Source organism: Rhodococcus sp. NPDC078407 (assembly GCF_044542515.1).
Taxonomy (GTDB): domain Bacteria; phylum Actinomycetota; class Actinomycetes; order Mycobacteriales; family Mycobacteriaceae; genus Rhodococcoides.
Map to the genome: position 1 here is coordinate 18,268 of NZ_JBITUQ010000005.1, position 22,839 is coordinate 41,106.

General features: G+C 64.6%; 22 protein-coding genes. 11 read left to right on the forward strand and 11 right to left on the reverse strand.

Annotation, left to right across the window (positions count from 1 at the left end; all coding sequences use genetic code 11):
* Positions 1-990: a helix-turn-helix transcriptional regulator gene (locus ACIGGF_RS07380; protein ID WP_397520740.1), complete on the reverse strand. Its 990-nt coding sequence runs from the start codon at positions 988-990 to the stop codon at positions 1-3.
* Between the two features lie 204 nt (positions 991-1,194).
* On the opposite strand from ACIGGF_RS07380, the gene ACIGGF_RS07385 reads away from it, so the two are divergent.
* The 4 genes from ACIGGF_RS07385 (at position 1,195) to ACIGGF_RS07400 (ending at position 5,765) form a co-directional block, all read left to right on the forward strand.
* Complete coding sequence (locus tag ACIGGF_RS07385; RefSeq protein ID WP_397520741.1) at positions 1,195-2,130, forward strand: 4-(cytidine 5'-diphospho)-2-C-methyl-D-erythritol kinase; 936 nt, start codon at positions 1,195-1,197, stop codon at positions 2,128-2,130.
* A complete protein-coding gene (locus ACIGGF_RS07390) occupies positions 2,130-3,926 on the forward strand; it encodes an ABC-F family ATP-binding cassette domain-containing protein (protein ID WP_397520742.1) in 1,797 nt (598 codons plus the stop codon). The genes ACIGGF_RS07385 and ACIGGF_RS07390 overlap by 1 nt, the downstream gene beginning before the upstream one ends.
* A gap of 109 nt (positions 3,927-4,035) precedes the next feature.
* Positions 4,036-4,719: a DUF4166 domain-containing protein gene (locus ACIGGF_RS07395; RefSeq protein ID WP_397520743.1), complete on the forward strand. Its 684-nt coding sequence runs from the start codon at positions 4,036-4,038 to the stop codon at positions 4,717-4,719.
* 47 nt (positions 4,720-4,766) lie between these two features.
* Positions 4,767-5,765, forward strand: coding sequence for an enoyl-CoA hydratase/isomerase family protein (locus ACIGGF_RS07400; protein WP_397520744.1), 999 nt, complete (start codon positions 4,767-4,769; stop codon positions 5,763-5,765).
* A gap of 10 nt (positions 5,766-5,775) precedes the next feature.
* Here the strand turns inward: ACIGGF_RS07400 and ACIGGF_RS07405 are convergent, their stop codons facing one another.
* A complete protein-coding gene (locus ACIGGF_RS07405) occupies positions 5,776-6,129 on the reverse strand; it encodes a hypothetical protein (protein ID WP_397520745.1) in 354 nt (117 codons plus the stop codon).
* Positions 6,130-6,199: 70 nt separating this feature from the next.
* On the opposite strand from ACIGGF_RS07405, the gene ACIGGF_RS07410 reads away from it, so the two are divergent.
* Positions 6,200-6,424, forward strand: coding sequence for a hypothetical protein (locus ACIGGF_RS07410; RefSeq protein WP_397520746.1), 225 nt, complete (start codon positions 6,200-6,202; stop codon positions 6,422-6,424).
* Between the two features lie 163 nt (positions 6,425-6,587).
* Here ACIGGF_RS07410 and pnuC read toward each other — a convergent pair whose 3' ends face one another.
* Both pnuC and ACIGGF_RS07420 read right to left on the reverse strand, forming a co-directional pair.
* Complete coding sequence (gene pnuC / locus ACIGGF_RS07415; protein ID WP_397520747.1) at positions 6,588-7,241, reverse strand: nicotinamide riboside transporter PnuC; 654 nt, start codon at positions 7,239-7,241, stop codon at positions 6,588-6,590.
* Between the two features lie 37 nt (positions 7,242-7,278).
* Positions 7,279-8,913, reverse strand: coding sequence for a peptide chain release factor 3 (locus tag ACIGGF_RS07420; protein ID WP_397520897.1), 1,635 nt, complete (start codon positions 8,911-8,913; stop codon positions 7,279-7,281).
* 201 nt (positions 8,914-9,114) lie between these two features.
* On the opposite strand from ACIGGF_RS07420, the gene ACIGGF_RS07425 reads away from it, so the two are divergent.
* Positions 9,115-10,749 carry a fatty acyl-AMP ligase gene (locus ACIGGF_RS07425; protein WP_397520748.1) on the forward strand — a complete coding sequence of 545 codons (1,635 nt, stop codon included), beginning with the start codon at positions 9,115-9,117 and terminating at the stop codon, positions 10,747-10,749.
* Positions 10,750-10,840: 91 nt separating this feature from the next.
* On the opposite strand, the gene pth is transcribed toward ACIGGF_RS07425, so the two are convergent.
* The 3 genes from pth to ACIGGF_RS07440 form a co-directional block, all read right to left on the reverse strand.
* Positions 10,841-11,428 carry an aminoacyl-tRNA hydrolase gene (gene pth / locus ACIGGF_RS07430; RefSeq protein WP_397520749.1) on the reverse strand — a complete coding sequence of 196 codons (588 nt, stop codon included), beginning with the start codon at positions 11,426-11,428 and terminating at the stop codon, positions 10,841-10,843.
* Positions 11,429-11,519: 91 nt separating this feature from the next.
* The gene (locus tag ACIGGF_RS07435) at positions 11,520-12,179 is read right to left on the reverse strand and encodes a 50S ribosomal protein L25/general stress protein Ctc (protein ID WP_397520750.1); all 660 of its coding nucleotides are present in this window, start codon (positions 12,177-12,179) and stop codon (positions 11,520-11,522) included.
* A 196-nt stretch (positions 12,180-12,375) separates the two neighbouring features.
* A complete protein-coding gene (locus tag ACIGGF_RS07440; protein ID WP_397520751.1) occupies positions 12,376-12,972 on the reverse strand; it encodes a TetR/AcrR family transcriptional regulator in 597 nt (198 codons plus the stop codon).
* Between the two features lie 73 nt (positions 12,973-13,045).
* On the opposite strand from ACIGGF_RS07440, the gene ACIGGF_RS07445 reads away from it, so the two are divergent.
* Entirely contained in the window at positions 13,046-13,996 is a 951-nt protein-coding gene (locus tag ACIGGF_RS07445) for a DMT family transporter (protein WP_397520752.1), read from the forward strand.
* Here ACIGGF_RS07445 and ACIGGF_RS07450 read toward each other — a convergent pair.
* Entirely contained in the window at positions 13,939-15,108 is a 1,170-nt protein-coding gene (locus ACIGGF_RS07450; protein ID WP_397520753.1) for an aminotransferase class V-fold PLP-dependent enzyme, read from the reverse strand. The genes ACIGGF_RS07445 and ACIGGF_RS07450 overlap by 58 nt on opposite strands.
* 144 nt (positions 15,109-15,252) lie before the next feature.
* On the opposite strand from ACIGGF_RS07450, the gene egtA reads away from it, so the two are divergent.
* The 4 genes from egtA to egtD are packed head-to-tail and all read left to right on the forward strand — an operon-like array spanning position 15,253 to position 19,525.
* Positions 15,253-16,509, forward strand: coding sequence for an ergothioneine biosynthesis glutamate--cysteine ligase EgtA (gene egtA, locus ACIGGF_RS07455; protein ID WP_222092406.1), 1,257 nt, complete (start codon positions 15,253-15,255; stop codon positions 16,507-16,509).
* A complete protein-coding gene (gene egtB / locus ACIGGF_RS07460) occupies positions 16,506-17,810 on the forward strand; it encodes an ergothioneine biosynthesis protein EgtB (protein ID WP_397520754.1) in 1,305 nt (434 codons plus the stop codon). Before egtA ends, egtB begins: the two co-directional genes overlap by 4 nt.
* The gene (egtC, locus tag ACIGGF_RS07465; RefSeq protein ID WP_397520755.1) at positions 17,811-18,560 is read left to right on the forward strand and encodes an ergothioneine biosynthesis protein EgtC; all 750 of its coding nucleotides are present in this window, start codon (positions 17,811-17,813) and stop codon (positions 18,558-18,560) included.
* Entirely contained in the window at positions 18,557-19,525 is a 969-nt protein-coding gene (egtD, locus tag ACIGGF_RS07470; RefSeq protein WP_397520756.1) for an L-histidine N(alpha)-methyltransferase, read from the forward strand. Before egtC ends, egtD begins: the two co-directional genes overlap by 4 nt.
* Positions 19,526-19,626: 101 nt before the next feature.
* Here the strand turns inward: egtD and ACIGGF_RS07475 are convergent, their stop codons facing one another.
* From ACIGGF_RS07475 to ACIGGF_RS07485, 3 genes are all read right to left on the reverse strand, one after another.
* Positions 19,627-20,484, reverse strand: coding sequence for a DUF559 domain-containing protein (locus ACIGGF_RS07475; RefSeq protein WP_397520757.1), 858 nt, complete (start codon positions 20,482-20,484; stop codon positions 19,627-19,629).
* A 185-nt stretch (positions 20,485-20,669) separates the two neighbouring features.
* Positions 20,670-22,052 (reverse strand): FtsX-like permease family protein, encoded by a 1,383-nt coding sequence (locus ACIGGF_RS07480; RefSeq protein WP_397520758.1) that lies wholly within the window; start codon positions 22,050-22,052, stop codon positions 20,670-20,672.
* A complete protein-coding gene (locus ACIGGF_RS07485) occupies positions 22,049-22,804 on the reverse strand; it encodes an ABC transporter ATP-binding protein (protein WP_397520759.1) in 756 nt (251 codons plus the stop codon). Before ACIGGF_RS07485 ends, ACIGGF_RS07480 begins: the two co-directional genes overlap by 4 nt.
* Between the last annotated feature and the right edge of the window lie 35 nt (positions 22,805-22,839).

Here is a 22,839-nt window from a genome sequence, read left to right on the forward strand (position 1 = left end):
TCACGTCTCGGTTACCGGTGAGTGAACCGCGGCGAGGTAGCGCCGATTGAGCCTCGCATGTCGCTCGGCCACGACGCGGCACTCCTCGAGTAGCTCGGCAGGGCCGAGCACGGTGAAGTCGGTGTCGAACGCCGCCAACCATCGCGCAATCGAGGGTAGTGTATCGCCCGACAGCACAACCGCACAGGTGAGCTCGTCGATGGATTCGATTGCGCCCCATTGCTCGTCGACCATCGGTGCGATCGTTTCGATCGGGGCGTGAAAGGCAATCCTCGCCTGTACCTGCGTGAACGCGCGATCGATGCCCTTGGATACGAACGCCGCCGCCCCACCCTCCGGTAGGTCGCGCGGAGTGAACCGGGGGCCGGTCGGGATCTTCGGGATCATTCGATCCACCCGATACGACCGCCAATCCTCCCGCAGCACATCCCACCCCAGCAGATACCACCGCGCTCCCGCCCGCACCAGGCTGTACGGCTCCACCTCACGTCTGGATTCGGAACCGTCGTGCTTGCGGTAATCGAAACGGAGCCGCTCGTGCCGATGGCACACCGCCGCCACCGTGGACAGCACCGACGCATCCACGGCCGAGCGCGGCGTGCTCTCCACCACGTCTATCCGCAACGCGTCCAGCCGATGCTGGATGCGCGACGGCATCACCTGACGCAACTTCGTCAACGCTCGCAACGACGCCTCGCCGATACCTGCCACCGACCCTCCGGCAGCCGATTGCAACCCGAACGCGACCGCGAGCGCCTCGTCGTCGTCGAGCAGCAGCGGCGGCATTTCGGCACCGGGGCCGAGCTGATAGCCGCCGCCGACTCCCGGCGTCGCATTGACCGGATAACCGATATCTCGCAGCTTGTCCACATCTCGCCGCAGCGTTCGCGGAGTGACAGCGAGCCGCTCTGCCAGCTCCGCACCTGCCCAATCGCGACGGGTCTGCAGCAGCGACAGCAGCCGCAACAGCCGAGCCGACGTTTCCTTCATGAGGCCACGATGCCACGCAATGCGGACATATTCGGTCCGCTTTCCCGATCCGACACCGCCACCCAAGTCCACCAAATGTGACATCGACCCCCACAAAGGCCACTGAACGTCACATCGACTCCTCTCGGGCGCTACGTCGCGTACCCCGAGCTGGACCGTCTGGTGGTGAACTCGGCCGCTGTTTCTCCACTACTGTGGTTACTCGTGCTGTCTGTCGTTCCTACACCCGTTGTCGTTCGGGCCCCGTCGAAGGTGAATTTGCACCTCGCGGTCGGTGACCTGCGTCCCGACGGTTTTCACGAGCTGACGACGGTGTTTCAGGCGCTCTCGCTGTCGGACGAGCTGTCGGTGATTCCGGCCCCGTCGCTCTCGGTTCGGGTGCGCGGGGACGACGCGAAGGTGGTTCCCACGGACTCGCGAAATTTGGTCTGGAAAGCTGCAGTGTTGCTGGGGCGTCGAGTCGGCCGTGAGCCGTCGGTGGAGATCACCATCGACAAGGGCATTCCGGTGGCCGGGGGCATGGCGGGCGGGAGTGCCGATGCAGCCGCGACGCTGGTGGCGCTCAATGCAATGTGGCATCTCGAGCTCTCTCGTGACGAGCTGGACGAGGTCGCGGCAGAACTGGGTAGCGACGTGCCGTTCTCGTTGCACGGCGGCACGGCGGTGGGAACCGGGCGCGGTGAGAAGTTGCTACCGGTGCTCTCGCGCAACAGCTTTCATTGGGTGCTGGCGTTGGCCAAGGGCGGTCTGCAGACACCGGCGGTGTACAACGAGCTCGACGAGTTGCGTGCCAAAGGGAGTCCGCCTCGTCTCGGCGGTACGGAAGACCTGATGCATGCGCTCGCGTCCGGCGATGCTCGAGCACTCGCACCGCTGCTCGGCAACGATCTGCAGGCCGCTGCGGTGTCGCTGATGCCGCAACTGCGTCGCACCCTCCGCGCGGGGGTTACCGCCGGCGCGTTGGCAGGCATCGTCTCGGGCTCGGGCCCCACCTGTGCGTTCCTGTGCGCCGACGCCGACGCGGCGGTGTCGGTGAGTGCTGAATTGTCCGGTGCCGGCGTGTGCCGCACCGTCCGTGTTGCGAGCGGACCGGTTCCCGGTGCTCGTGTTGTCACTAATGAATCGATTGGTTTTTCCTGATGGTCAATCTCGTCAATCTCGAAAACGTCAGCAAGTCCTTCGGCGTCAAACCCCTGCTCGACGGCGTCTCGCTCGGCGTGCAGGAAGGCGAACGCATCGGCATGGTCGGCCTCAACGGAGGCGGTAAGACCACCACCCTCGAGGTTCTCGCGGGCATCGAGCCGCCCGATTCGGGTCGCGTCAGCCGGGTGAACGGCCTGCGGATGGCCGTCGTCACCCAGCGCGGGGTGTTGCCCCCCGGGTCCACTGTCGGTCAGGTCGTTCTCGATCCACTGGGCATGGCCGAGCACGAGTGGGCCGGCGATTCTCGGGTGCGCAACATCCTGACCGGTATCGGCATCGCCGATCTCGGACCGGCGGGCAGTTCGGGACTCGACGCGCCGATCGACAACCTGTCCGGTGGTGAGCGTCGACGAGTCGCGTTGGCAGCGGCCCTCGTTCAGGATCTGGATCTGCTGGTGCTCGACGAGCCCACCAACCACCTCGATGTCGAGGGCGTGCAGTGGCTGGCCGCTCATCTGGTCAGCCGCCGCAGTGCGTTGGTGGTCGTCACCCACGATCGCTGGTTCCTCGACACCGTCGCCAATCGCACGTGGGAAGTGGTCGGCGGAGGCGTCGAGGCCTACGAGGGTGGCTACAACGACTGGGTGTTCGCCCGCGCCGAGCGGACTCGCCAGGCCGATGCGTCCGAGGAGCGTCGACGCAACCTCGCCCGTAAGGAACTGGCCTGGCTGCGCCGCGGCGCACCCGCCCGTACCTCCAAGCCGAAGTACCGCATCGAGGCGGCCGAGGCACTGATCGCCGACGTACCGGCCCCGCGTGACTCCGTCGCGTTGTCTTCCTTCGCTCAGCGCCGTCTCGGCAAGGTCGTCATCGAACTCGAGGACGCGCGCCTCGAGACCCCCGACGGCCGGGAACTGGTCAAGGACTTCACCTGGCGTCTGGCTCCCGGGGAGCGCGTCGGTCTCGTCGGCGTCAACGGCTCGGGCAAGACGACGATGCTCCGCACGCTCGCCGGTGAACTGCAGCCCGCTGCGGGTAAGCGCATCCAGGGCCAGACCGTCAAGATCGGGTGGCTGAAGCAGGAACTGGACGATCTCCCCAAGAAGCTGCGGGTTCTCGACGCAGTCAAGGAGGTGGCCGAGCGCATCACGCTGGGCGACCGTGAAATATCCGCCGGGCAGCTCGCGGAGCGCCTCGGCTTCACCCCGGCGCGGCAGCGCACCCCCGTCGGCGATCTTTCCGGTGGAGAGCGGCGTCGTCTGCAGCTCACGCGAGTGTTGATGGCCGAGCCGAACGTGCTGTTGCTCGACGAGCCCACCAACGACCTCGACATCGACACCCTCCAGCAGCTCGAGGACATCCTCGACGGCTGGGCGGGCACTCTCGTCGTCATCAGTCACGACCGCTATCTGATCGAGCGCATCTGTGATTCGACCTGGGCACTGTTCGGCGACGGCAAGCTCACCAACCTGCCCGGCGGCATCGACGAGTATCTGCGTCGCCGCGCGGTTCTTGCGGCCGAGGCCACACCGGATTCGTTGACCACGGGCGCTGTGCCGCGCAAGGCGACCCGTGACGCAGCCTCGGAGCGCGCGGCCCGCAAGGAGCTCAGCAAACTCGAGAAGCTCGTGATCCGGCTCTCCAAGCGGGAGACCGAATTGCACGCCGAGCTCTCCGAAGCAGCTACGGCGCCGGACAAGCTCGTTGCGCTCGACACCGAACTCAAGCAGGTTCTCGCCGACAAGGACGTCGCCGAGGAACGATGGATGGAATTGGCTGCCGAATTGGAGTAGAGCCTGCGGCATGTGACTGGCTGCATAATGGGTCGTTCCGCAGGTTCCACTCCTGATCCGCAGTCTGCTACGAAGTTTCGCTCACGTGCGCGCAGCGCATACTGGACACATGGCATCGGTGGTCGCGGAAGTACTCGGTTCGGATTTTTCCCGTCTTCATCCCAAGGTTCAGTGGCGCTTCGGATTGCAATCCTCGGACCATCTTGCCCAGTTCGGGGTGGGCGTGATGGAGGAGATGACGCACTCTCGGTTGGTGCCGCCGCCGTTGCTGTGGGCCGGACGCAAGCGCGGACTCTTTCCTGCGGGTGTCGGTACGGACGTGCCGTTCACCATCGCCAATTACGCGTATGTGGACGAATTGGGCCGCGAGACAATGTCTTTCGTGCGCCGCTTCGCCTTCGCCGGCCGTCCGCAGGGGATGAACTCGGTGATGGTGTCCTCGGCCGAGTCCAACGACTATGCCCTGGACTACCTGGGATTTTCGTCGGACATGGTGGTGCACACCCGCTGCGAGGTCGACGACGACGGCGGACTGATTCTCGAGAGCGAAGTGCCGAGATTCCTGCTCGGCCCTTTGGCACCGAAATTGCCGAAGGTGGCGTCGGCGGTGACGATCGGTCGGGAGTGGTGGGACGCGGCGGAAGAACGCCACCGCATCGAAATCCAGGTCGAGAGCCCGGTGCTCGGCCAGCTGTTTCTGTATCGCGGATGGTTCACCGCAGAAGAGCGTCCGTGTCGACCTGCCGACATCCCCGGTGACGCGCGTCCGCGATCGGTCGAGTCTCGCGAGTAGCGCGCTACTGTTACGCGTCGAACGATCCGCGTGCGAAGGAGTCAACAGTGGCCGTTGTCGAAGCCGAGGTTTCCGGCGGTGTCGGGCACATCGTTCTCAATCGGCCGGAGGCCTTGAACTCGTTGAACGGTGCCATGATCGACGGTATTCGGGCCGCTCTCGATGCATGGCGCGACGACCCTGCGGTCACCTCGGTTCTGGTCACCAGTAGTTCACCGCGCGCGTTCTGCGCGGGTGGAGATATCAAGGCGATTCGGCAGGCCGTCGTCGAGGGCGACAACGATGCCGGTCCGCAGTACTTCGCCGCTGAATACGATCTCGACGAACTGATCGCCGACTACCCCAAGCCGTACATCGCCGTCATCGAGGCAGCGGCCTTCGGCGGAGGTCTGGGTATTTCGATCCACGGCAGCATTCGCGTCGTCACCGAGAACGCGGTACTGGCGATGCCGGAGACCGCGATCGGGTTCGTGCCCGATGTGGGATCGAGCTTCTTTCTGTCGAGGCTGCCCGGTCGTGTCGGGCGCTATCTTGCGTTGACGGGTACGCGTATCACCGGACCCGATGCGCTTGCGCTCGGACTGGCAACGCACTTCTGCCCGAGCGAGGTAGTGGACAAGCTGAAAGCCGATATTCTCGCCGGCATCGATATCGAGGACGCGCTGGAGCGTCACACCACGGCACCGTCGACGACGGAGCTGTCGTTCGACGCGGACGCGGTGGCAGCGGTGTTCGAGAAGGAGTCTCTCGTCGACATCATCGACGCGTTGCACTGTGACACACCGTGGTCGCGAACCACCAAGACTCAACTGGCGACGTTGTCGCCGACGTCGTTGATGGCCACCGACGCGTTGATCGGAGCGGGAGCCGACAGCACGTTACGTGAGTGTTTGGATCGGGAGTTGCGGGTAGCAACCTGGATCATCACCGAGCCGGACTTCGCCGAGGGTGTGCGTGCGGTGCTGGTCGACAAGGACCGTGCGCCGCAGTGGAAGCCTCTGGTGCTCGAGATGGTGCGACCAGAGGCCTTCCAACAGCTGTTGTGACCGACTGGGGTCAGCGGTAACCCTTGGCGGGGTTCTGCAGGTCCAGCACGATGGTCTGGCCGTTGGAACGCACGTGGATCTCGGGGTTCTGCAGGCCGCCCGAGACGAGGTACTCACCGAGAAGCTGCAGCAACTCGTCGGGGCCGACGGAGGTGTCGGGGGTGCGGATGTCGCCGGTGCGGCTGCCGAGCTCGTTCTGGGTCAACCGGCCTGCGATGCGCACCGAGGCGACGCCCATGGCCGTGCGACGGTCGGGTGCCTGGCCGCGGCCGAGCGACGGCGTGGAGCCGGCGGTCGATCCGTGCGACGTGGAGCGCCCGTTGGTGGGCAGGCCGTGTTCTGAGATCTGATCGCTTGTAGTCACTTCAACCTCGTTCGATTCCGTGGCGGGCTTCTCTGGACGACGTCGATCGCCGCGGGCGGGCGTTGAATCCGTGACGGACGACGTTGTTGGTGCAGGCGTTGTTGCGGACGCCTTCTCGGTGGGCGTGGACGCTACGGCCGATTTCTCGGTGGTGACGACCTCGACCGCCTTCTCGGCGGGCGCTGCCGCCGAAGAATCGGTGCGGGCACTGGTGGACGACGTGGAGTCGGACTTCGGCGGCGTCGCCAAACGATGCGCAGGAGCGCCACCGACCTTGATCCCGGCCAGTGGGTAGTTCGTTCCCTTTGTCATGTCGTCTTCCACTTCATCGTGTTCCCAGGTGGTTCCGCGCCGAGATGTCACGATCGGATATCGATCAGGACGCGTAACTCGGCGTAGAGCACGTCAAAACGTACTCTAAGTTTGTTCGGACCCTGCGAGAGTAGCATCACGATTGTTTAAGATGCCATTTTTTGACCGATGTATTTGTTTTGGATCCTTAACCACACGGCGAATCCCCAGGCCACGAACGCGGCATACACCAGGTAGAGAGCCGCGGATGGATAGAAGCCGGCCACGATGAGCAGCGGCACACCGACCACGTCCACCGCGATCCAGATCAGCCAGAACTCGGTGAGGCCGCGCGCCATCCCGAAGGTGGCGAGCATCGATCCGGTGAAGATCCACGCATCGGCCCACTTGCCGAACGAGCCCAGGTAGCCGAAGAGTTGCGCGAACACCACCGTGCCGACGACCGCGACCACGAGCATCGCAGCGCGCTCTCGGGCAGTGCCCCATCGCGGAAGCACCGCGTCCCCCGATCGCTGGGAATCTCGCATCCAGCGCACCAGCCCGTAGACACTCACGGCGATGAACATCAGCTGGCGTCCGGCCTGACCGTAGAGATCGAGTGCCTGCGGAGTGTGGAACACGCCTCCCATGAAGACGGTGAACAGCAACGCATTTCCGATGATGCCCACCGGCCACGCCCATACGACGCGTCGCATCCCGCCTATCGCCGACAGCAACCCGAAGCCGTTGCCGACCACTTCGCGCCACAGCACGGGCTGGCCGAACACACTCAATTCGGCATCGAGCAGCTCGATCAGCACCGGGACAGGAGTGGAGCCTGCGGAATGACCGACAGCACTACTGATCGCCCGCTGCGACGAGCGGCTCGAGGGTCAGCTCGGGCATTTCCTTCTGGAGGTACTGCAGTCGCCACTTGTCGCTGACCAAGGCCAACAGTGCGCCGTCGGTGCGGGTGAATATCTCGACCCCACGCTGACGACCCAGCTCGACGGCGGATGCCGCGTCGGTCCGCCTGGCCAAGGAGTAGCCGAGAGGTTCCATCCGGGCGTCGACGCCGAACTCGGTCTTCATGCGCGCGGTGACCACCTCGAACTGCATCGGTCCGACGGCGGCAAGCACCGGCGATGCGTCGCCGCGAATGTCGTTGCGCAGCACCTGAACCACGCCCTCGGAATCGAGTTGCTCGACTGCACGGCGGAACTTCTTGTACTTGTCCGCGCTGTCGACGCGCAGGGCCGAGAAATGCTCGGGTGCGAACGACGGGATCGGCGGAAACTCGACCTTCTTGTCGGAGTACAGGGTGTGGCCGGGGGCGAGTGCGGTCGCGTTGACGAGGCCGACGATGTCTCCGGGGTAGGCGTTCTCCACCGTCGTGCGGTCGCGGCCGAATACCGTCAGGGCGTACTTGGTGGTGAACGGCTTCTTGGTCTGGGCGTGCGTGACCACCATTCCGCGCTCGAAGACGCCCGACACCACGCGCATGAAGGCAAGTCGATCTCGATGAGCGGTGTCCATGCCCGCCTGCACCTTGAACACCACGGCGCTGAACGGATCGGTCACCTTGCGCACGCCGCCCGTGGCGTCTTCACGGGGTCCCGGCGCGGGGGCCAGGGCCACCAGGGTGTCGAGAATCTGCCGGACACCGAAGTTCAACATCGCCGAGCCGAAGATCACCGGCGATGTCTGACCGGCCAGGAACATCTCCTGATCGTGCTGCTGACCGCTCGAGATCAGCAGATCGCTCTCCTCGACGGCGGTGTCCCAGTCGACGCCCTCGCGTTCGGCGGCGGCCTCGGCCGACATGAATTCCTCCGGCGCGATGGTCGCGCCGCCCGCGGTGCGGGTGAATCGGATGTAGCTGCCGTCCTGCACGTCGAGCAACCCGCGGAAGTCGCCGGCGATGCCGACAGGCCAGTACAACGGCGTCGGGGTGAGGCCGATCCGCGATTCGATCTCGTCGAGCAGTTCCAGTGGTGACTGGCCCGGCCGGTCCCACTTGTTGATGACGGTGATGACCGGGATGCCGAACTGCCGGCATACCTGGAACAACTTGAGGGTCTGCGGTTCGAGGCCCTTCGCGGCGTCGATGAGCATCACTGCCGCGTCGACGGCGGTGAGCACGCGGTAGGTGTCCTCGGAGAAGTCGGCGTGGCCGGGGGTGTCGACGAGGTTGATGACGTTGGTGATCTCGGCATCGGGGGTTGTGTGGTAATTGAACTGCAGTGCAGTGGAACTCACCGAAATGCCGCGCGCCTTCTCCATCTCCATCCAGTCCGAGACGGTGGAGCGGCGGCCGGCCTTACCGTGGATGGCTCCGGCCTCGGAGATGACACGGGCATGGAGTGCGAGTGCCTCGGTGAGCGTCGACTTACCGGCGTCGGGGTGCGAGATCACCGCGAATGTTCGACGCCTCGCGACCTCGGTCTCGAGTTCCTTGGCCGGGCTGCGAGAGGGTCCGGATTCGTCAGGCACTGCCGGTCCGGACCCTTCGAGCGCTACATCGACGTCGGGGGTGCTGGACGGGGTACTCACGAAAACCTCATTCTTCTGGCAAGGGGCACCGGGCATGGTTGCCGGGAGTTCTCAGGATACGCGGCCTGTTGTGCCTCGCGGGCAGGGCAGGACTGCCTACTGTGTTCGGTGGGGCGGGACTACCTCACGAGGAGACGTGCGTTGAGCAAGTTCACCGAAGAGATGTTCGAGACGGCGAGCACCAGCAAGCGAGGTCTGGTCACCGGCGAGCCCGACGAGGCGCTCCGACAGTCCTGGGGCGAAATCCACGAGCAGGCGCGTCGGATGGCAGGCGCATTGGCCGACGCGGGCGTCGTACACGGAGATGCGATCGGCATCCTGGCCGGTCAGCCGGTGGACATCGCACCGGCGTGCCAGGCGACGTGGATGCGCGGGGCCTCGGTGACGATGTTGCATCAGCCGACTCCGCGGACCGATCTTGCAGTGTGGGGCGAGGACACCGAGACCGTCGTGCGGATGATCGATGCCAGGGCCGTCATCCTGGGAGCCCCGTTCGACATCGCCGCTCCGGTGCTCGAGGAGCGCGGCATCACCGTGTTGAAGATCGAGGACATGAAGACCGGTCGCGATATCGATCCGGTGCCGACGGCGGAGTCCGATATCGCGTTGCAGCAGCTCACATCGGGTTCGACCGGTTCACCGAAAGCAGTGCGGATCACGCACGAGAACTTCTATGTCAATGCGTACGCGATGATCGACCGTATCGAGTTCGACGTCGAGACCGACGTGATGGTCAGTTGGCTGCCGCTGTTCCACGACATGGGGATGGTGGGCTTTCTGTCGGTGCCGATGCAGGTCGGTGCCGAGGTCGTCAGCATCACTCCGCTGGACTTCCTTCGTTCACCGCTGTTGTGGGCCAAGCTCATTCACAAGTACCGCGGCACCGTCACGGCAGCACCGAATTTCGCGTACTCACTGCTCGCTCGTCGCTTACGCCAGGCCGAGGACGATCTGGACCTGGATCTGTCGACCCTGCGCTACGCCTGGAACGGAGCCGAGCCGGTCGATCCGGACACGATGATCGCCCTCGCAGAGGCAGGTGCCCGGTACAAACTGAACCCGTCGGCGCTCGCCCCGGTGTACGGAATGGCGGAAACGACTCTGGCAGTGTCGATTCCGGATCCCGATCGCGGTCAGGTGATCGACGTCGTCGACGCGGACCTGCTCGAGACTCTGGGTCGCGCGGTTCCGGCCAGCCGTGGCAACACCCGATCGCTGGCCACGCTCGGCAAGTTCGTCCCCGGGCTCGAAGGGCGTGTCGTCGACAAGGAGGGGCAGGTGCTCACCGCCCGCGGTGTCGGCATCATCGAGGTGCGCGGCAAGGCCGTCACCCCCGGGTACATCACCGTCGAGGGGCCGGTCTCGCCGCTCGACGCCGACGGCTGGCTCGACACGGGCGACGTCGGCTACATCACCGAGGAAGACCTGGTGGTGGTCTGCGGACGCATCAAGGACGTCATCATCATGGGCGGCCGCAACATCTATCCCACCGACATCGAGCGGGCGGCGGGAACCGTCGCAGGGGTGCGGCCGGGCAATGCCGTCGCCATCCGGCTCGATGCAGGAGACAAGCGTGAAAGCTTCGCTGTGGCAGTCGAAACCAACGATATCGACAAGCCGGACGAGGTCAAACGCATCGAACGCGAGGTGATCCACGCCGTGCATTCGGAGGTGGGGGTGCGGCCGCGGACCGTTGCGGTACTGGGACCTGGCAGCATTCCGAAGACGTCGAGCGGCAAGTTGCGGCGGGCCAATTCGGCGTCGCTGCTGAGCTGAGCGGGGCTGGGACCCCACACCCTTTTTGTGGGGTGCGCGCATGCTCTCGGAGACGAGAACAGGCGCGCACCTCGCACTGGGGGCGCTCGGTTCAGCGCGGGTGCACCCGGTTCTGCGCGGCTTCGAGTCCGGCGGAGAGCACGAGTTCAGCGGCGTCCGCTGCTTCTTCGACGACGACGCCGAGGTCTTTGCGCTCGACGGCCGAGAACGGCTTGAGCACGAACGACGCCGGATCCATTCGTCCGGGTGGGCGCCCGACGCCGACGCGCACCCGCAGGTAGTCCTTGGTGCTCAGATGCTGCGAGATCGAGCGCAGTCCGTTGTGGCCGCCCTCGCCGCCGCCGAGTTTGAGTCGTAGAGCGCCGAAATCGATGTCCAGTTCGTCGTGCACCACCACGATGTTCGCCGCGTCGATGGAGAAGAACCGAGCCAATGCCGCCACCGGTTGCCCCGAGAGGTTCATGAACGTGCGCGGTTTGGCGATCACCACCGAGCGTCGACCCAGACGTGCCTGCACGACGTCGGAATTGGACTTCTTGTGCGAGGAGAACGCCCCGCCGATGCGTCCGGCAAGAGCCTCCGCGACCATGAAACCGACGTTGTGGCGGGTCTTTTCGTACTGCGGGCCGGGATTGCCGAGGCCGACGATCAGGGCCGGCGCTTCGGGGTCAACACTCACGGTCGCCATTGTCTCATCACGCCCTTCGAAACGAACGACGCGCTGCTCCCGGTGTGGGAGCAGCGCGTCGTCGAGCGTGCAGGTGCGGGGATCAGCTCTCGTCGGAGCTTTCCTCGTGGCTCTCGGCCTCTTCCTGAGTCTCGGCTTCGCCTTCCTCGGAGATCGGCTCGGTGCCTTCGCCTTCGGCCTCGAGGTCTTCCTCGGACGGTGCCTCGGTGACGTTGACGAGCAGCTGCTCGGGGTCGGAGATCAGGGTGACGCCGTCAGGCAGCTCGACGTCCTTTGCGTAGTACTGCGTGTCGATCTGGTTGTCCTCGACGGAGATGACGAAGTTCTCCGGGATCTCGAGAGCGTCGGCCTCGATCTCGATGTACGTCGAGTCGGTGACGACGAGGGTGCCGGGAGCGGCATCGCCTTCGACGATGATGTTGACCTCGACGGTGACGCGCTCGCCCTTGTTCAGGACGAGGAGGTCGGCGTGCTCGATGCTGCGACGGATCGGGTGCACGACGATCGACTTGGTCAGTGCCAGCTGCGACTTGCCGGCGATGTCGAGGGTCAGCACGGCGTTGGTGCCGTCGTTACGCAGCACGGCTGCGAACGCGCGAGCGTCGATCGCGAGGTGCTGAGGATCGGTGCCGTGGCCGTAGAGAACAGCCGGAACCAGGCCGTCGCGGCGGGTACGGCGAGCTGCGCCCTTGCCGAATTCGGTGCGGACCTGCGCGGTGAGATTGTTTACCTTCGATGCCATGGTGCTCGATGCTCCTGAAATTTGATCTGTGGTTCGTGCGGCGTACTTCGTCGGGCGGTCAAGCTCGTCGGGGCGGACACGAACGAGCGCGGCCAACGGGGCCGAGCCGCGTCGATAACGGTGGATCCGGAAATCGTGGATCTACCCTCGCCGAGACAACCTGGAAGACAATACACGATGCTCCGCAGTGGCTTGATTATGTGCCCCCTGGGGCGCTCACCCGCACCACTGCGAGCGCAGCGAGCAACTCGGCAGCAACACCACGCGCCACCGAAATCGCATCATCGCGGCCACCTGCTGTTCCCATCACCACCGCGCCCTCGTGCAGCAGTGACAAACGCGTTCCCAGTTGTTCGGCTTCGGCGTATCCGGCTTCGGCGGCCAGACGTGCGAACAACGATCTGGTCCACGCCTTTTCGGCCTCGATGATCTCGAGTACCGGGCTGTCGGTGCCGCCGAACTCGGCGAACGCGTTGACGAATCCGCAGCCACGATGGTTGTCGCGCATCCACAGGTCGAGGGCGTCGTACACCCCGAGGATGCGCCCGTCACCGGGTTCTATGGCGTCGACGTACCGGGTGACGTGGTCGCACCACAGACCGAAACGGCGGGTGAGGTATCGCTGCACCAGACCGTCCTTGGAGCCGAAGCGGTCGTACAGGGTCTTCTTGGTGGTGCCGGCTTCCTCGGCGATGAGGTCCACTCCGACGGCACGAATTCCACGTGCGTAGAACAGCTCGCTGGCCACGGTCAGGATGCGTTCTCCGGCGGGGGTGAGTGGCTTGTCGAGCATGGTTACCTTCCGAAAGTGCTGGTGAGAAGCAGGTGCACTGCGAGTATACAGACCTGTGTGTTTACATCGCTCCATGAAGACAAATGTCGATGCCGTCGCAGGTACGGCCCTGGTGGTGCTGTGGAGTTCGGGATTCATCGGAGGCGAACTCGGTACCGCAGAAGCGCCCGCGCATACCCTGTTGGCCTGGCGCTACCTTGCCGCTGCAGTGCTGCTGATCGTCTGGTGCGGATACCGGCACCTGATGCCTACCTGGCATGCGGTCCGCATTCACGCGGTCATCGGCCTGTTCTGTCAGTTCCTCTACCTCGGTGCCACCATTACCGGCATCGGGATGGGCGTACCACCGGGAGTCGCCGCGTTGATCGCCGCACTGCAGCCGCTGGTGGTCGCGATTGCGTCGAGCAGGCTTTTCGGCGAACGCATCGGCGGCCGGCAGACGCTGGGACTCGTCGTCGGGATTGCGGGTGTCTCGCTGGTGGTGGTCGGAGACATGTCCGGTGCCGATCTCGCGTGGCCGGTCTACCTACTCCCCGCCGCGGGGATGCTGGCGCTGTCGATAGGCACGATCGGCCAACGGGTACTGGCACCGAAGGAGCCGATCGCGCTGGCGATGGCCATCCAATGTTCTGTCAGCGCAGCCGGTTTCATGACGTGGAGCGTGCTGGCCGGTGACGCGGCACCGCCGACGACCGCGGGCTTCGGGGCGGCAATCGCCTGGACGGTCGTGCTCTCCACGTTCGGGGCATACAGCGCGTACTTGTTCGTCGTGCGTCGCAACGGACCGACTCGCGCCAGCGTGCTGCTCTACCTGACCCCGCCGACGACCATGCTGTGGGCATTCCTGATGTTCGGCGACGCGATCACGTGGCTCGGAATCGGTGGACTCGTCGTCTCGGGGGCAGGGGTGGCTCTCTACCTCTGCGGAACCCATGTGAGCAGAACTTCGCCCCCTGCTACGAAGTTTCATGCACGTGCGAGCGCAGCGAGCATCGTGTCCAACTCCGCGAAGGTCACGAAATAGTGCGGAGACGCCCGGACGACGGCGTCGAGTCCACGGCCCGTCATGTCCACTCGCGTCGAACTGCGGGGGCTGACGGTCACCGTCACGTTCTCGGCGGCGAGTCGGTCACGTACGGCCACGGGATCTCGGCCGTCGACGGTGAACGAGACGATGCCGCTCCTGCGATCGCCGAGATCCTGCACCGTCACGCCGGGGATATCTCCGAGCCCGGCGCGCAAGTATTCGGCTCGTTCGACAACGGCGTCTTCGACCCGGTCGATACCGAGCGCCAGTAAGTAGTCGACGGCAGCGCCGAGTGCGAGCCGGGCCGCGACGTCACACTCCCAGAACTCGAAGCGCGTGGCGTCGTCGGCCATCCGGTAAGTATTTCGATCGACCCACTGAGCGCTGTGCAGATCCAAAGCAGGCGGATGCAACGTCGACGCCAATTCTGGACGCAGGTACATGAATCCGGTTCCGCGCGGTCCGCGGAGCCACTTTCGGCCGGTGGCCGAGAGGGCGTCGACACCGAGTTCGTCGACGTCCACGCGCATCTGCCCGACGGATTGGCAGGCGTCGAGCAACACCAGAGCGCCGTGGCGGTGAGCGAGATCGGCAACGGCTCGGGCCGGATTGATCAGACCGCCGTTGGTGGGTGCATGCACCACCGAGACCAGCTTCACTCGATCATCGAGCATCTGCTCGAGCGCATCGACGTCGATCCGGCCCGACTCGTCGCTCGGAATCACCTCGACAATCGCACCGGTGGTCTCGGCGCGGTGCAGGGCGCAGATCGCGTTGCTGGCGTATTCGGCTTCGCACAGCAGTATTCGATCTCCGGGGGAGAGCGGCACCGAGTAGAAGAAGTCGGTCCAGGCACGGGTCGCAGAATCGCTCAGTGCGATGCTCGACGCCGAAGCCCCGATCAATGTTCCGATCGATGTCTTCACCGCGGTGATGTCGCCCGATCGCTCGTGGGCGGCCCGGTAGCCACCGATTTCGGCTTCCCGGCGCAGGTGCGCGATCGCAGTGTCGAGGACGACGGTTGGCGGCAACGAGGATCCGGCGCTGTCGAGAAATACTCGACCCGACGCCCCAGGTGTGTCTCGGCGGATGCGGTCCTGATCGAGCATCGGTCGTCCTTCCTGTCACGAACTCTCGGCATCAGGGTTGCACAATCGGTAGCCTCGATACGACGCGGGATCACGGCGTTTTCGATCCCCGCAGCTGGGTACGTTCGGTAGCGAAGAACGTGGTGAGTGCGGAAAGAAGGAAAAGTGTCGTCCAACGAGAAGTCCCTCGAGCTGAGCACGCGCCCAGCGGCCGAGGCGTACGTGTCGAAAGTGTGTTTCAAGCTTGGTCCACCGGCGCTGATCGGTGCCGAACTCGAGTGGCTCACCGCCCTCGACGACGGATCGCGTCCTAGTCTCTCTTTGCTGGCCACTGCGCTCGGTGATCACTCCCCGCGCAGTATCTCTCCAGATTCACCCGCCCTGACGTTGCCGGGCGGAAGTGCCGTCACCGTCGAACCCGGCGGTCAAGTCGAATTGTCCAGTTCGCCTTGTACATCCGTTTCCGATCTCGCAACCGTGCTCGACTCCGATGCCCGGACGCTGCGTGGGATGCTCGAAGGCTCCGGCATCAGCATCCTCGCTGTTCCTGCCGATACTGCGCGAGATCCTGAACGTCTCCTCCTGCTGCCGAGATACTGCGCGATGGAGAACCGGTTCACCACCATCGGGCCCTACGGCAAATTGATGATGTGTAACACCGCTGCCGCTCAGGTGAGCGTCGACGCCGGTCGTGATCGCGGCGAGGTTGCTGCGCGCTGGCGAATGCTGCACGCCATCGGCCCGGCCTTCGTGGCGGCCTTCGCTCGATCTCCAGAGCTCGCGGGAGCCCCCGAGGGCGTGTGGGCGTCGCAAAGAATGCGAACGTGGCTCGAACTCGACTCCAGCAGAACCGATTCCAGTAGAACTACCTATCCCGATACCGGCGATCCGGTTGCCGACTACGCACGGTGGGCTCTCGACGTTCCGCTACTCTGCATTCAGGGTTCCGCCGAGAATTGGGAAGCACCGGCGGGCACGACGTTCGCGCAGTGGCTCGGCGATCCTGACCTCGTCGGCCGTGCGCCTACGTACGCCGATCTCGACTATCACCTGACCACCTTGTTCCCTCGGGTTCGGGCGTGCGGTCACCTCGAGATCCGTTATCTCGACGCCCAACCGGAGGGCCAGTGGGTCATTCCCGCGGCGGCGTTCGAGGCGCTGTTGTCGACACCCGAGTTGGTGGCGCGCGCTACCGAGATCGCGGCAGGGACGGCCGGGCGCTGGCTCGAGGCGGCGCGACTCGGGCTCGGTGACCGTGATCTCCGCTCGGCGGCAGTCGAATTGCTTCTCCTCGCAGCCGAGTGCGGCGGTGAGTATGCCGACTACCTGTCTGCAGGTGCCCGCCGATGTCGAGCCGGTGAGCCCCCCAGTGAGTTCGATACGGCGTCCCCGGATTTTCGAAATCGAAAGGAATCGGTGTGAGCGCCGAACAGCTCAGGAACAAGATCGAAACAGTCCTCACCCGCAGTCGCGCCCGCAGTGCAGCGCTCACCGACTGCGTGGACGAAACCGAACTGATGGCGCAGCATTCGCCGTTGATGAGCCCGTTGGTCTGGGATCTCGCGCACATCGGAAGTCAGGAAGAACTCTGGCTGGTTCGCGACGTGGGGGGTCGTGAACCGGTGCGTCCCGACATCGACGAGCTGTACGACGCGTTCAAACACACCCGGTCGTCGCGCACCTCACTTCCGTTGCTCACCCCGGAGGAAGCGCGCGTCTATGTGCAGACCGTCCGCGATAAGGCCTGGGATGTGCTGGACCGCAGTACGTTCGAGGGCAGGCCGGTCGAGAAGCACGGATTCGCTTTCGGCATGATCGCGCAGCACGAGCAGCAACACGACGAGACGATGCTCGCGACACACCAGTTACGCTCCGGACCGGCCGTTCTCGCGGCCCCCGCACCTCCTACCTCGTCGGCGCACATTTCGGGTGAGGCCATCATTGCCGGTGGATCTTTCTCGATGGGCACCTCGCTGGACCCGTGGGCACTGGACAACGAGAGGCCGGCCCATCCGGTGCACGTGCCGACATTCGCGATCGACCGAGCCCCGATCACCAACGCGCAGTTCATCGATTTCATCACCGACGGTGGTTACGAGCGTCCGGAGTTGTGGACCGAGAAGGGGTGGGCGCATCGCGTCGACGCCCAGCTCACCGCCCCTCAATTCTGGGAACGCGACTCCGACGGGACGTGGTGGCGTCGGAGCTTCGGGGTTCGCCGACCGGTGCGTCCGCAGCAACCCGTGGTGCACGTGTGCTGGTTCGAGGCCGACGCCTACGCCCGCTGGGCGGGAAAGCGTCTGCCGACGGAGGCGGAGTGGGAGAAGGCCGCGCGCGTCGATGCCGAGACCGGTACCAGCCGCGCCTATCCGTGGGGCGACACCGAACCCACTGCAGCGCACGCCAATCTGAACCAGCGGCACCTCGAACCGGCAGATGTCGGTGCATATCCGCAAGGGGCGTCCCCGGCCGGGGTGCATCAGCTGATCGGAGACGTCTGGGAGTGGACGTCCTCGGACTTCGAGGCGTACCCGGGCTTCGAGGCATTTCCGTACGCCGAGTACTCCGAGGTCTTCCTACGCGGCGATTACAAGGTGTTGCGCGGCGGCTCGTTCGGTACGGACGAGGTGGCGTGTCGGGGTACGTTCCGCAACTGGGACCATCCGATTCGCCGACAGATCTTCAGTGGATTCCGGTTGGCTCGCGATGTCGAGTCCGACTGAATGTGCCGACATCTGGGATATCTCGGATCGTCCACCTCGGTCGGGTCACTGCTGACTCGGGGGACCAATTCGCTGCGAAACCAATCGTTCGCGCCCACCGATATGCGCGGCGGGGGCACCATCAACGCCGACGGCTTCGGGGTTGCGTGGTGGGACGAGCAGACCGTTCGCAGCTACCGCAACCCGATGCCCATCTGGACCGACCCCGCTGTCGATGATGCTTTGCCGCAGTCGAAGTCGACATCGGTGATCGCGGCTGTGCGATCGGCCACCGTGGGAATGCCGGTCGAGCGCAGTGCCTGCGCTCCGTTCACCGACGAGCGCTGGGCGTTCAGTCACAACGGCGTCGTGTTCGGTTGGCCGGACACGGTGGCCGATCTGTGGTCCAGGGTGTCGCCGGTCGACGCCCTGATGCTGCCGGCCCCGACCGATGCGGCAGCGCTGTGGATCGTGTTGCGGCACCTGCTCCGTACGCTGGATCCGGAGTCGGCACTACGAACGCTCGTGAGCGAGGTTCTCGCTACCTCGCCCAAGGCGCGGCTGAACTTCCTGCTCTCGGACGGCACCAGCATGTATGCCACTGCAGTGCATCACTCGCTGTCGGTACTTCAGACCGAGGATTCGGTCATGATCGCGTCCGAACCCACCGATGACGACCCCGACTGGACGCCCATCGACGACCGAACTCTGGTCGTCGCCACGGCGTCGGAATTCACCGTTTCCCATCTCGACGAACAGGAGCACACATGAGCACGGTCGAGGTACACCTCGCAGACACGGCACTGGTGGACGAACTACGCAAGGACGTGCGGGATGGATTGACGTCCACTCCGAAGTGGCTCTCGCCCAAGTACTTCTACGACGCGCTGGGCAGCGAGCTGTTCGAGCAGATCACCGTGCTGCCGGAGTACTACCCCACTCGCACCGAGCGGGCGCTCCTGGAAGAACATGCTCTCGATATTGCCGAGGCAACGGAATCGACGATGTTGATCGAGCTGGGCTCGGGTTCGTCGGAGAAGACGAAGATCCTGCTCTCCGCCGGGGTGAAGTACGGTTCGCTGAAGAGCTATGTGCCGCAAGATGTATCCGTCACGGCGCTCGAGGGTGCCATCGAGCAGATCACACAGGAGTTCCCGGCCCTCGAGGTGCGCGGCATCGTCAGCGATTTCACCGATACGCTGCACAACCTCCCCAGCGATCAGGCACGCACGATTGCGTTCCTCGGCGGAACTCTCGGCAATTTGATCCCCGAGGAACGCAGGGAATTTCTCGGAGCCATCGCCGCCGCCCTCGATACCGGTGAGCACTTGCTGCTCGGCGTCGGACTCGTGATCGACCCGGACGTGCTGGTACCGGCGTACGACGACGCGGCCGGCGTGACAGCGCAGTTCAACCGAAACGTGTTGGCAGTGATCAACTCTCGCCTGGGTGGCAATTTCGATATCGAATCGTTCGAGCACGTCGCCCTGTGGAACGCCGAGCAGGAGTGGATCGAGATGCGGCTGCGGGCGACGTCGCCGCAGGAGGTGTACCTCGCCGATCTCGATCTGCACGTCCAGTTCGACGCCGGTGAAGACCTGCGCACCGAAATCTCCGCCAAATTCCGACCGGAGGGAATCACCGAAGAACTGGCCGCAGTGGGATTCGACGTCGAGCATCTGTGGTCCGACGCGGAGTCTCGTTTCGCGCTCATCCTGGCCCGCAAGGTCGGATAGCTCGCACTGCGCGGGCACCACTGCACGCAACGACCGCCGATCGACGGGTGTCCGTCGATCGGCGTCGATAGTGCGCAACCCTGCCCGCCGCAGCTGGTCATTCACGGCAGCCGAGAGCCCGTTGCCGCAATCGACTTCCGGCGACGCCGCACCACGGTGATGATCTCATCCACGACGCGATCGAGGTCCGCGAGCGCCGTTGCTGCCGAATATCGGAGCACCAACCATCCATCGAGTACCAACTCGTTCTGCCGTCTGCGATCGTTGTTGAACGTGGCGGGATCGCTGTGGAACTCTCGGCCGTCGATTTCTACGATGACTTGGGCCCTGTAGTCGACCAGGTCGCCGTAGAATTTGCCGACGCGTGCGTTGATCTCCATCGCGAAGTGACGAGCTGCCAGTGCGCGTGCCACCACCCGTTCCGGCTCGGATAGGGTTCGCGGGCAACATGTTCGGAGCTGTGTGCGAACAGCAGCCTTACCGTGCATTCCCTTCGACGTGCTGCACAATTCGGTGACCCGTCGCCACGGCAGGTGATGGTCGATGGCGTTGTCGAAGAATTTCTCGAGATTGGGCGTCGACAACGAGGTCGCGACGTCGACGAAGGTCTGTTCCAGTGATACGACTCGTAGGCCTCGGTGAAGCTGGACCTCCACGAGGCGTCGGCGATGAACTCGAACCCATGGCACCGACCTCGACTGGACGTTCGGGGCCACCGTGACGTCGACCAGACGCGGTTCGTACTCGATCAATCCCCACAACCACGCTGCACTTTCGTGACTCAGTACGGCCTGCGATTTCCACAGAGTCACGCCGGTGCACAGTCCGAAGTAGTCGGGTTTCTCCGTCGCGTAGACCTTCGGCAGTAGGCGCACGAGCTCACCCGACTGCGATCGCCTCGAAATCGTGCTCGTACTGATTCCTTGCGCCACCAATTGCTGCGCTGTGTATACCCCCATCGCTACACCGTTGCCGTTGCTCCGCCCACGCAACAGTGGCAATTTCGTAACTGTGGACAAGTCGATGCGTTATCCACAGGCCGGCCGGAAACAATGTGCACCGTTGCACACTACGACCGCCGATCGACGGGATCCCGTCGATCGGCGTCGGTAGCGTGCACACCTGCCCGCGCCAAGCCTCGGGATCAGGCGTCTGCCAACGCGAGTACCGGCGAAATTCGATTCGCACGTCGCGCCGGGGCCAACGAGGCACCGAGGGCGAGGAGTCCACCGCACAGCACTGTTCCGGCGATGACGGCCCACGGGAGGGTAGGGGCGGTGAGCCCGCGGGTATCGAGTGAGCCCAGCAGCGATTGTGCTGCAGCCCAACCGTATCCGATGCCGAGGACCAGTCCGAAGCCCATCGACGCGACGACCATCTGAGTGCTTTCGGACACGATCATGGACCGAATCTGCTTGCGTGTGAATCCGAGTGCGCGCAGCAGGCCGATCTCCCGGGTGCGCTGCAGAATGCTCAGCAGCAGGTTGTTCGCCATGCCGACCGCCGCGATGACGGCCGAGAAGCCGATCAGTCCGGTCATGATGCCTACCGTCACGGTGAGGACCTGGCCGACGGTGGCTTCGTCGTATTCGTTGACGAGCATCGTCCGGTAGCTGTACATCGCGACCGCGAATGTGGTCACCAACGTCACCCCGATCAGCAGTCCCACCGCGGTGCGGGTACTACGATCCGGGTAGCGAATTGCGTTGGCGGAGGCCAACCGTGCTGCGGGGCCGCGGCCCGACATCTTCCCCACAAGCCGTAGTGTCGCGGGCAGAATGCGGTACGCCCCGACCATTATTCCGGTGAACGACGCGACACCGCCGAGGAACGCCACCATGACGCCGCTGGGGTCGACCATCCCGATCAGGACCCCGAGACCGAGCAGAATCACCCCGCCGGCGACGAGCACGATCGAGAGAGCGGTGCGGACACGACGCGAGCGCGGGGCCTCCACTCCCGTGTCGACGGCACCTCCCGTTGCCTGAACGGGCGTGACATCGAGGACCTTTCGAGACCCCACGTACGACGCGACGGTCGTAGTCAGCACCACGATCACCACCGGCAGAACCACCAATGGCTGCACGACGGTGTACTGCACATCCGGCAACTGACCGGCCGAGACCGCAACGGCCCGGGCCAGGTGACTTGCGCCGATGCCGAGCACCATACCGACTGCGCCACCGAACAATCCGACGACGAAGCCCTCACGCGCCACCGATCGACGCAGGTCACGCGAGCGGGCACCCAGCAGACGCAGGAGGGCGATGGTGCGGGTGCGTCCCGCGACGATTGTCGCGAACGTGTTCGAGGTGACCACCGCCGCCACGTACAACGAGACGCCGATGAACACCAGCGCAACTGCGTACAGCGAGGTCATTGCCGCACTGTCGGTGCCGTCGTCGAAGATGTCGACGAGAAACGCCGTGGCTTGAATCAATACGACACCGAAGAACGACGCGAGCGACGTCACCAGGACGCTGGCACCGTGCTCTTTCGATGCCTGTGCAGAAGTCAATGCACTCATCGGACTGCACCTTCCATTCCCAGCATGTAGCTCGAAATCTGCTCCGGGCTCGAACGCCCCAGTTCGTTCACGATGCGGCCGTCGGCGAGGAAGACGATGCGATCGGCGTACCCGGCTGCGATGGGATCGTGGGTGACCATGACGATCGACTGACCGTACTCGCGCACCGCTGCGGCGAGGAGCCCGAGAACCTCACGGCCGGAGCGGGAATCGAGGTTTCCGGTGGGCTCGTCGGCGAAGATGAGGTGCGGCCGGGTGCCCAACGCTCGGGCGATGGCGACTCGCTGCTGCTGCCCGCCCGACAGCTGATGTGGACGGTGATTCACCCGGCCACGCAGTCCGAGGGTGTCGATCAGCTGATCGATCCAGGCCGACTCCTGCTCGCTGGGTGCGCGGCCGTCGAGCTCGAAGGGCAACAGGATGTTGCCACGAACATCGAGGGTGGGAACAAGATTGAAGGACTGGAAGATGAAGCCGACCTGCTTGCGCCGCAACGTCGTCAGAGCGTCGTCGTTCGCCGAGGTGATGTCTGCACCGGCCAGCATCAGGTGGCCCGAGCTGGCGCTGTCCAATCCCGCCATCACGTGCATGAGCGTCGATTTGCCGGAACCGGACGGGCCCATGATGGCGGTGAATTGGCCGCCGTGAATGTCGAGGGATACGTTGTCGAGCGCGCTCACCGGATTGGACGAGTCGCCGAAATGCTTGCTGACCTGGTGTGCCCTGGCAACCAGGGGAACTGTTGTCGTCATGCCCACAACGCTATGAACCTGCCGAGTCGAAGTAG

What these genes read in the sequence shown, in the direction of transcription:
- ACIGGF_RS07380 (WP_397520740.1), bottom strand. Translation starts at nt 990, where the DNA reads ATGAAGGAAACGTCGGCTCGGCTGTTGCGGCTGCTGTCGCTGCTGCAG.
- ACIGGF_RS07445 (WP_397520752.1), top strand. Translation starts at nt 13,046, where the DNA reads ATGAAGACAAATGTCGATGCCGTCGCAGGTACGGCCCTGGTGGTGCTG.
- ACIGGF_RS07435 (WP_397520750.1), bottom strand. Translation starts at nt 12,179, where the DNA reads ATGGCATCGAAGGTAAACAATCTCACCGCGCAGGTCCGCACCGAATTC.
- ACIGGF_RS07390 (WP_397520742.1), top strand. Translation starts at nt 2,130, where the DNA reads ATGGTCAATCTCGTCAATCTCGAAAACGTCAGCAAGTCCTTCGGCGTC.
- ACIGGF_RS07485 (WP_397520759.1), bottom strand. Translation starts at nt 22,804, where the DNA reads ATGACGACAACAGTTCCCCTGGTTGCCAGGGCACACCAGGTCAGCAAG.
- ACIGGF_RS07440 (WP_397520751.1), bottom strand. Translation starts at nt 12,972, where the DNA reads ATGCTCGACAAGCCACTCACCCCCGCCGGAGAACGCATCCTGACCGTG.
- ACIGGF_RS07475 (WP_397520757.1), bottom strand. Translation starts at nt 20,484, where the DNA reads ATGGGGGTATACACAGCGCAGCAATTGGTGGCGCAAGGAATCAGTACG.
- egtC (WP_397520755.1), top strand. Translation starts at nt 17,811, where the DNA reads ATGTGCCGACATCTGGGATATCTCGGATCGTCCACCTCGGTCGGGTCA.
- ACIGGF_RS07395 (WP_397520743.1), top strand. Translation starts at nt 4,036, where the DNA reads ATGGCATCGGTGGTCGCGGAAGTACTCGGTTCGGATTTTTCCCGTCTT.
- egtD (WP_397520756.1), top strand. Translation starts at nt 18,557, where the DNA reads ATGAGCACGGTCGAGGTACACCTCGCAGACACGGCACTGGTGGACGAA.
- ACIGGF_RS07450 (WP_397520753.1), bottom strand. Translation starts at nt 15,108, where the DNA reads ATGCTCGATCAGGACCGCATCCGCCGAGACACACCTGGGGCGTCGGGT.
- ACIGGF_RS07480 (WP_397520758.1), bottom strand. Translation starts at nt 22,052, where the DNA reads ATGAGTGCATTGACTTCTGCACAGGCATCGAAAGAGCACGGTGCCAGC.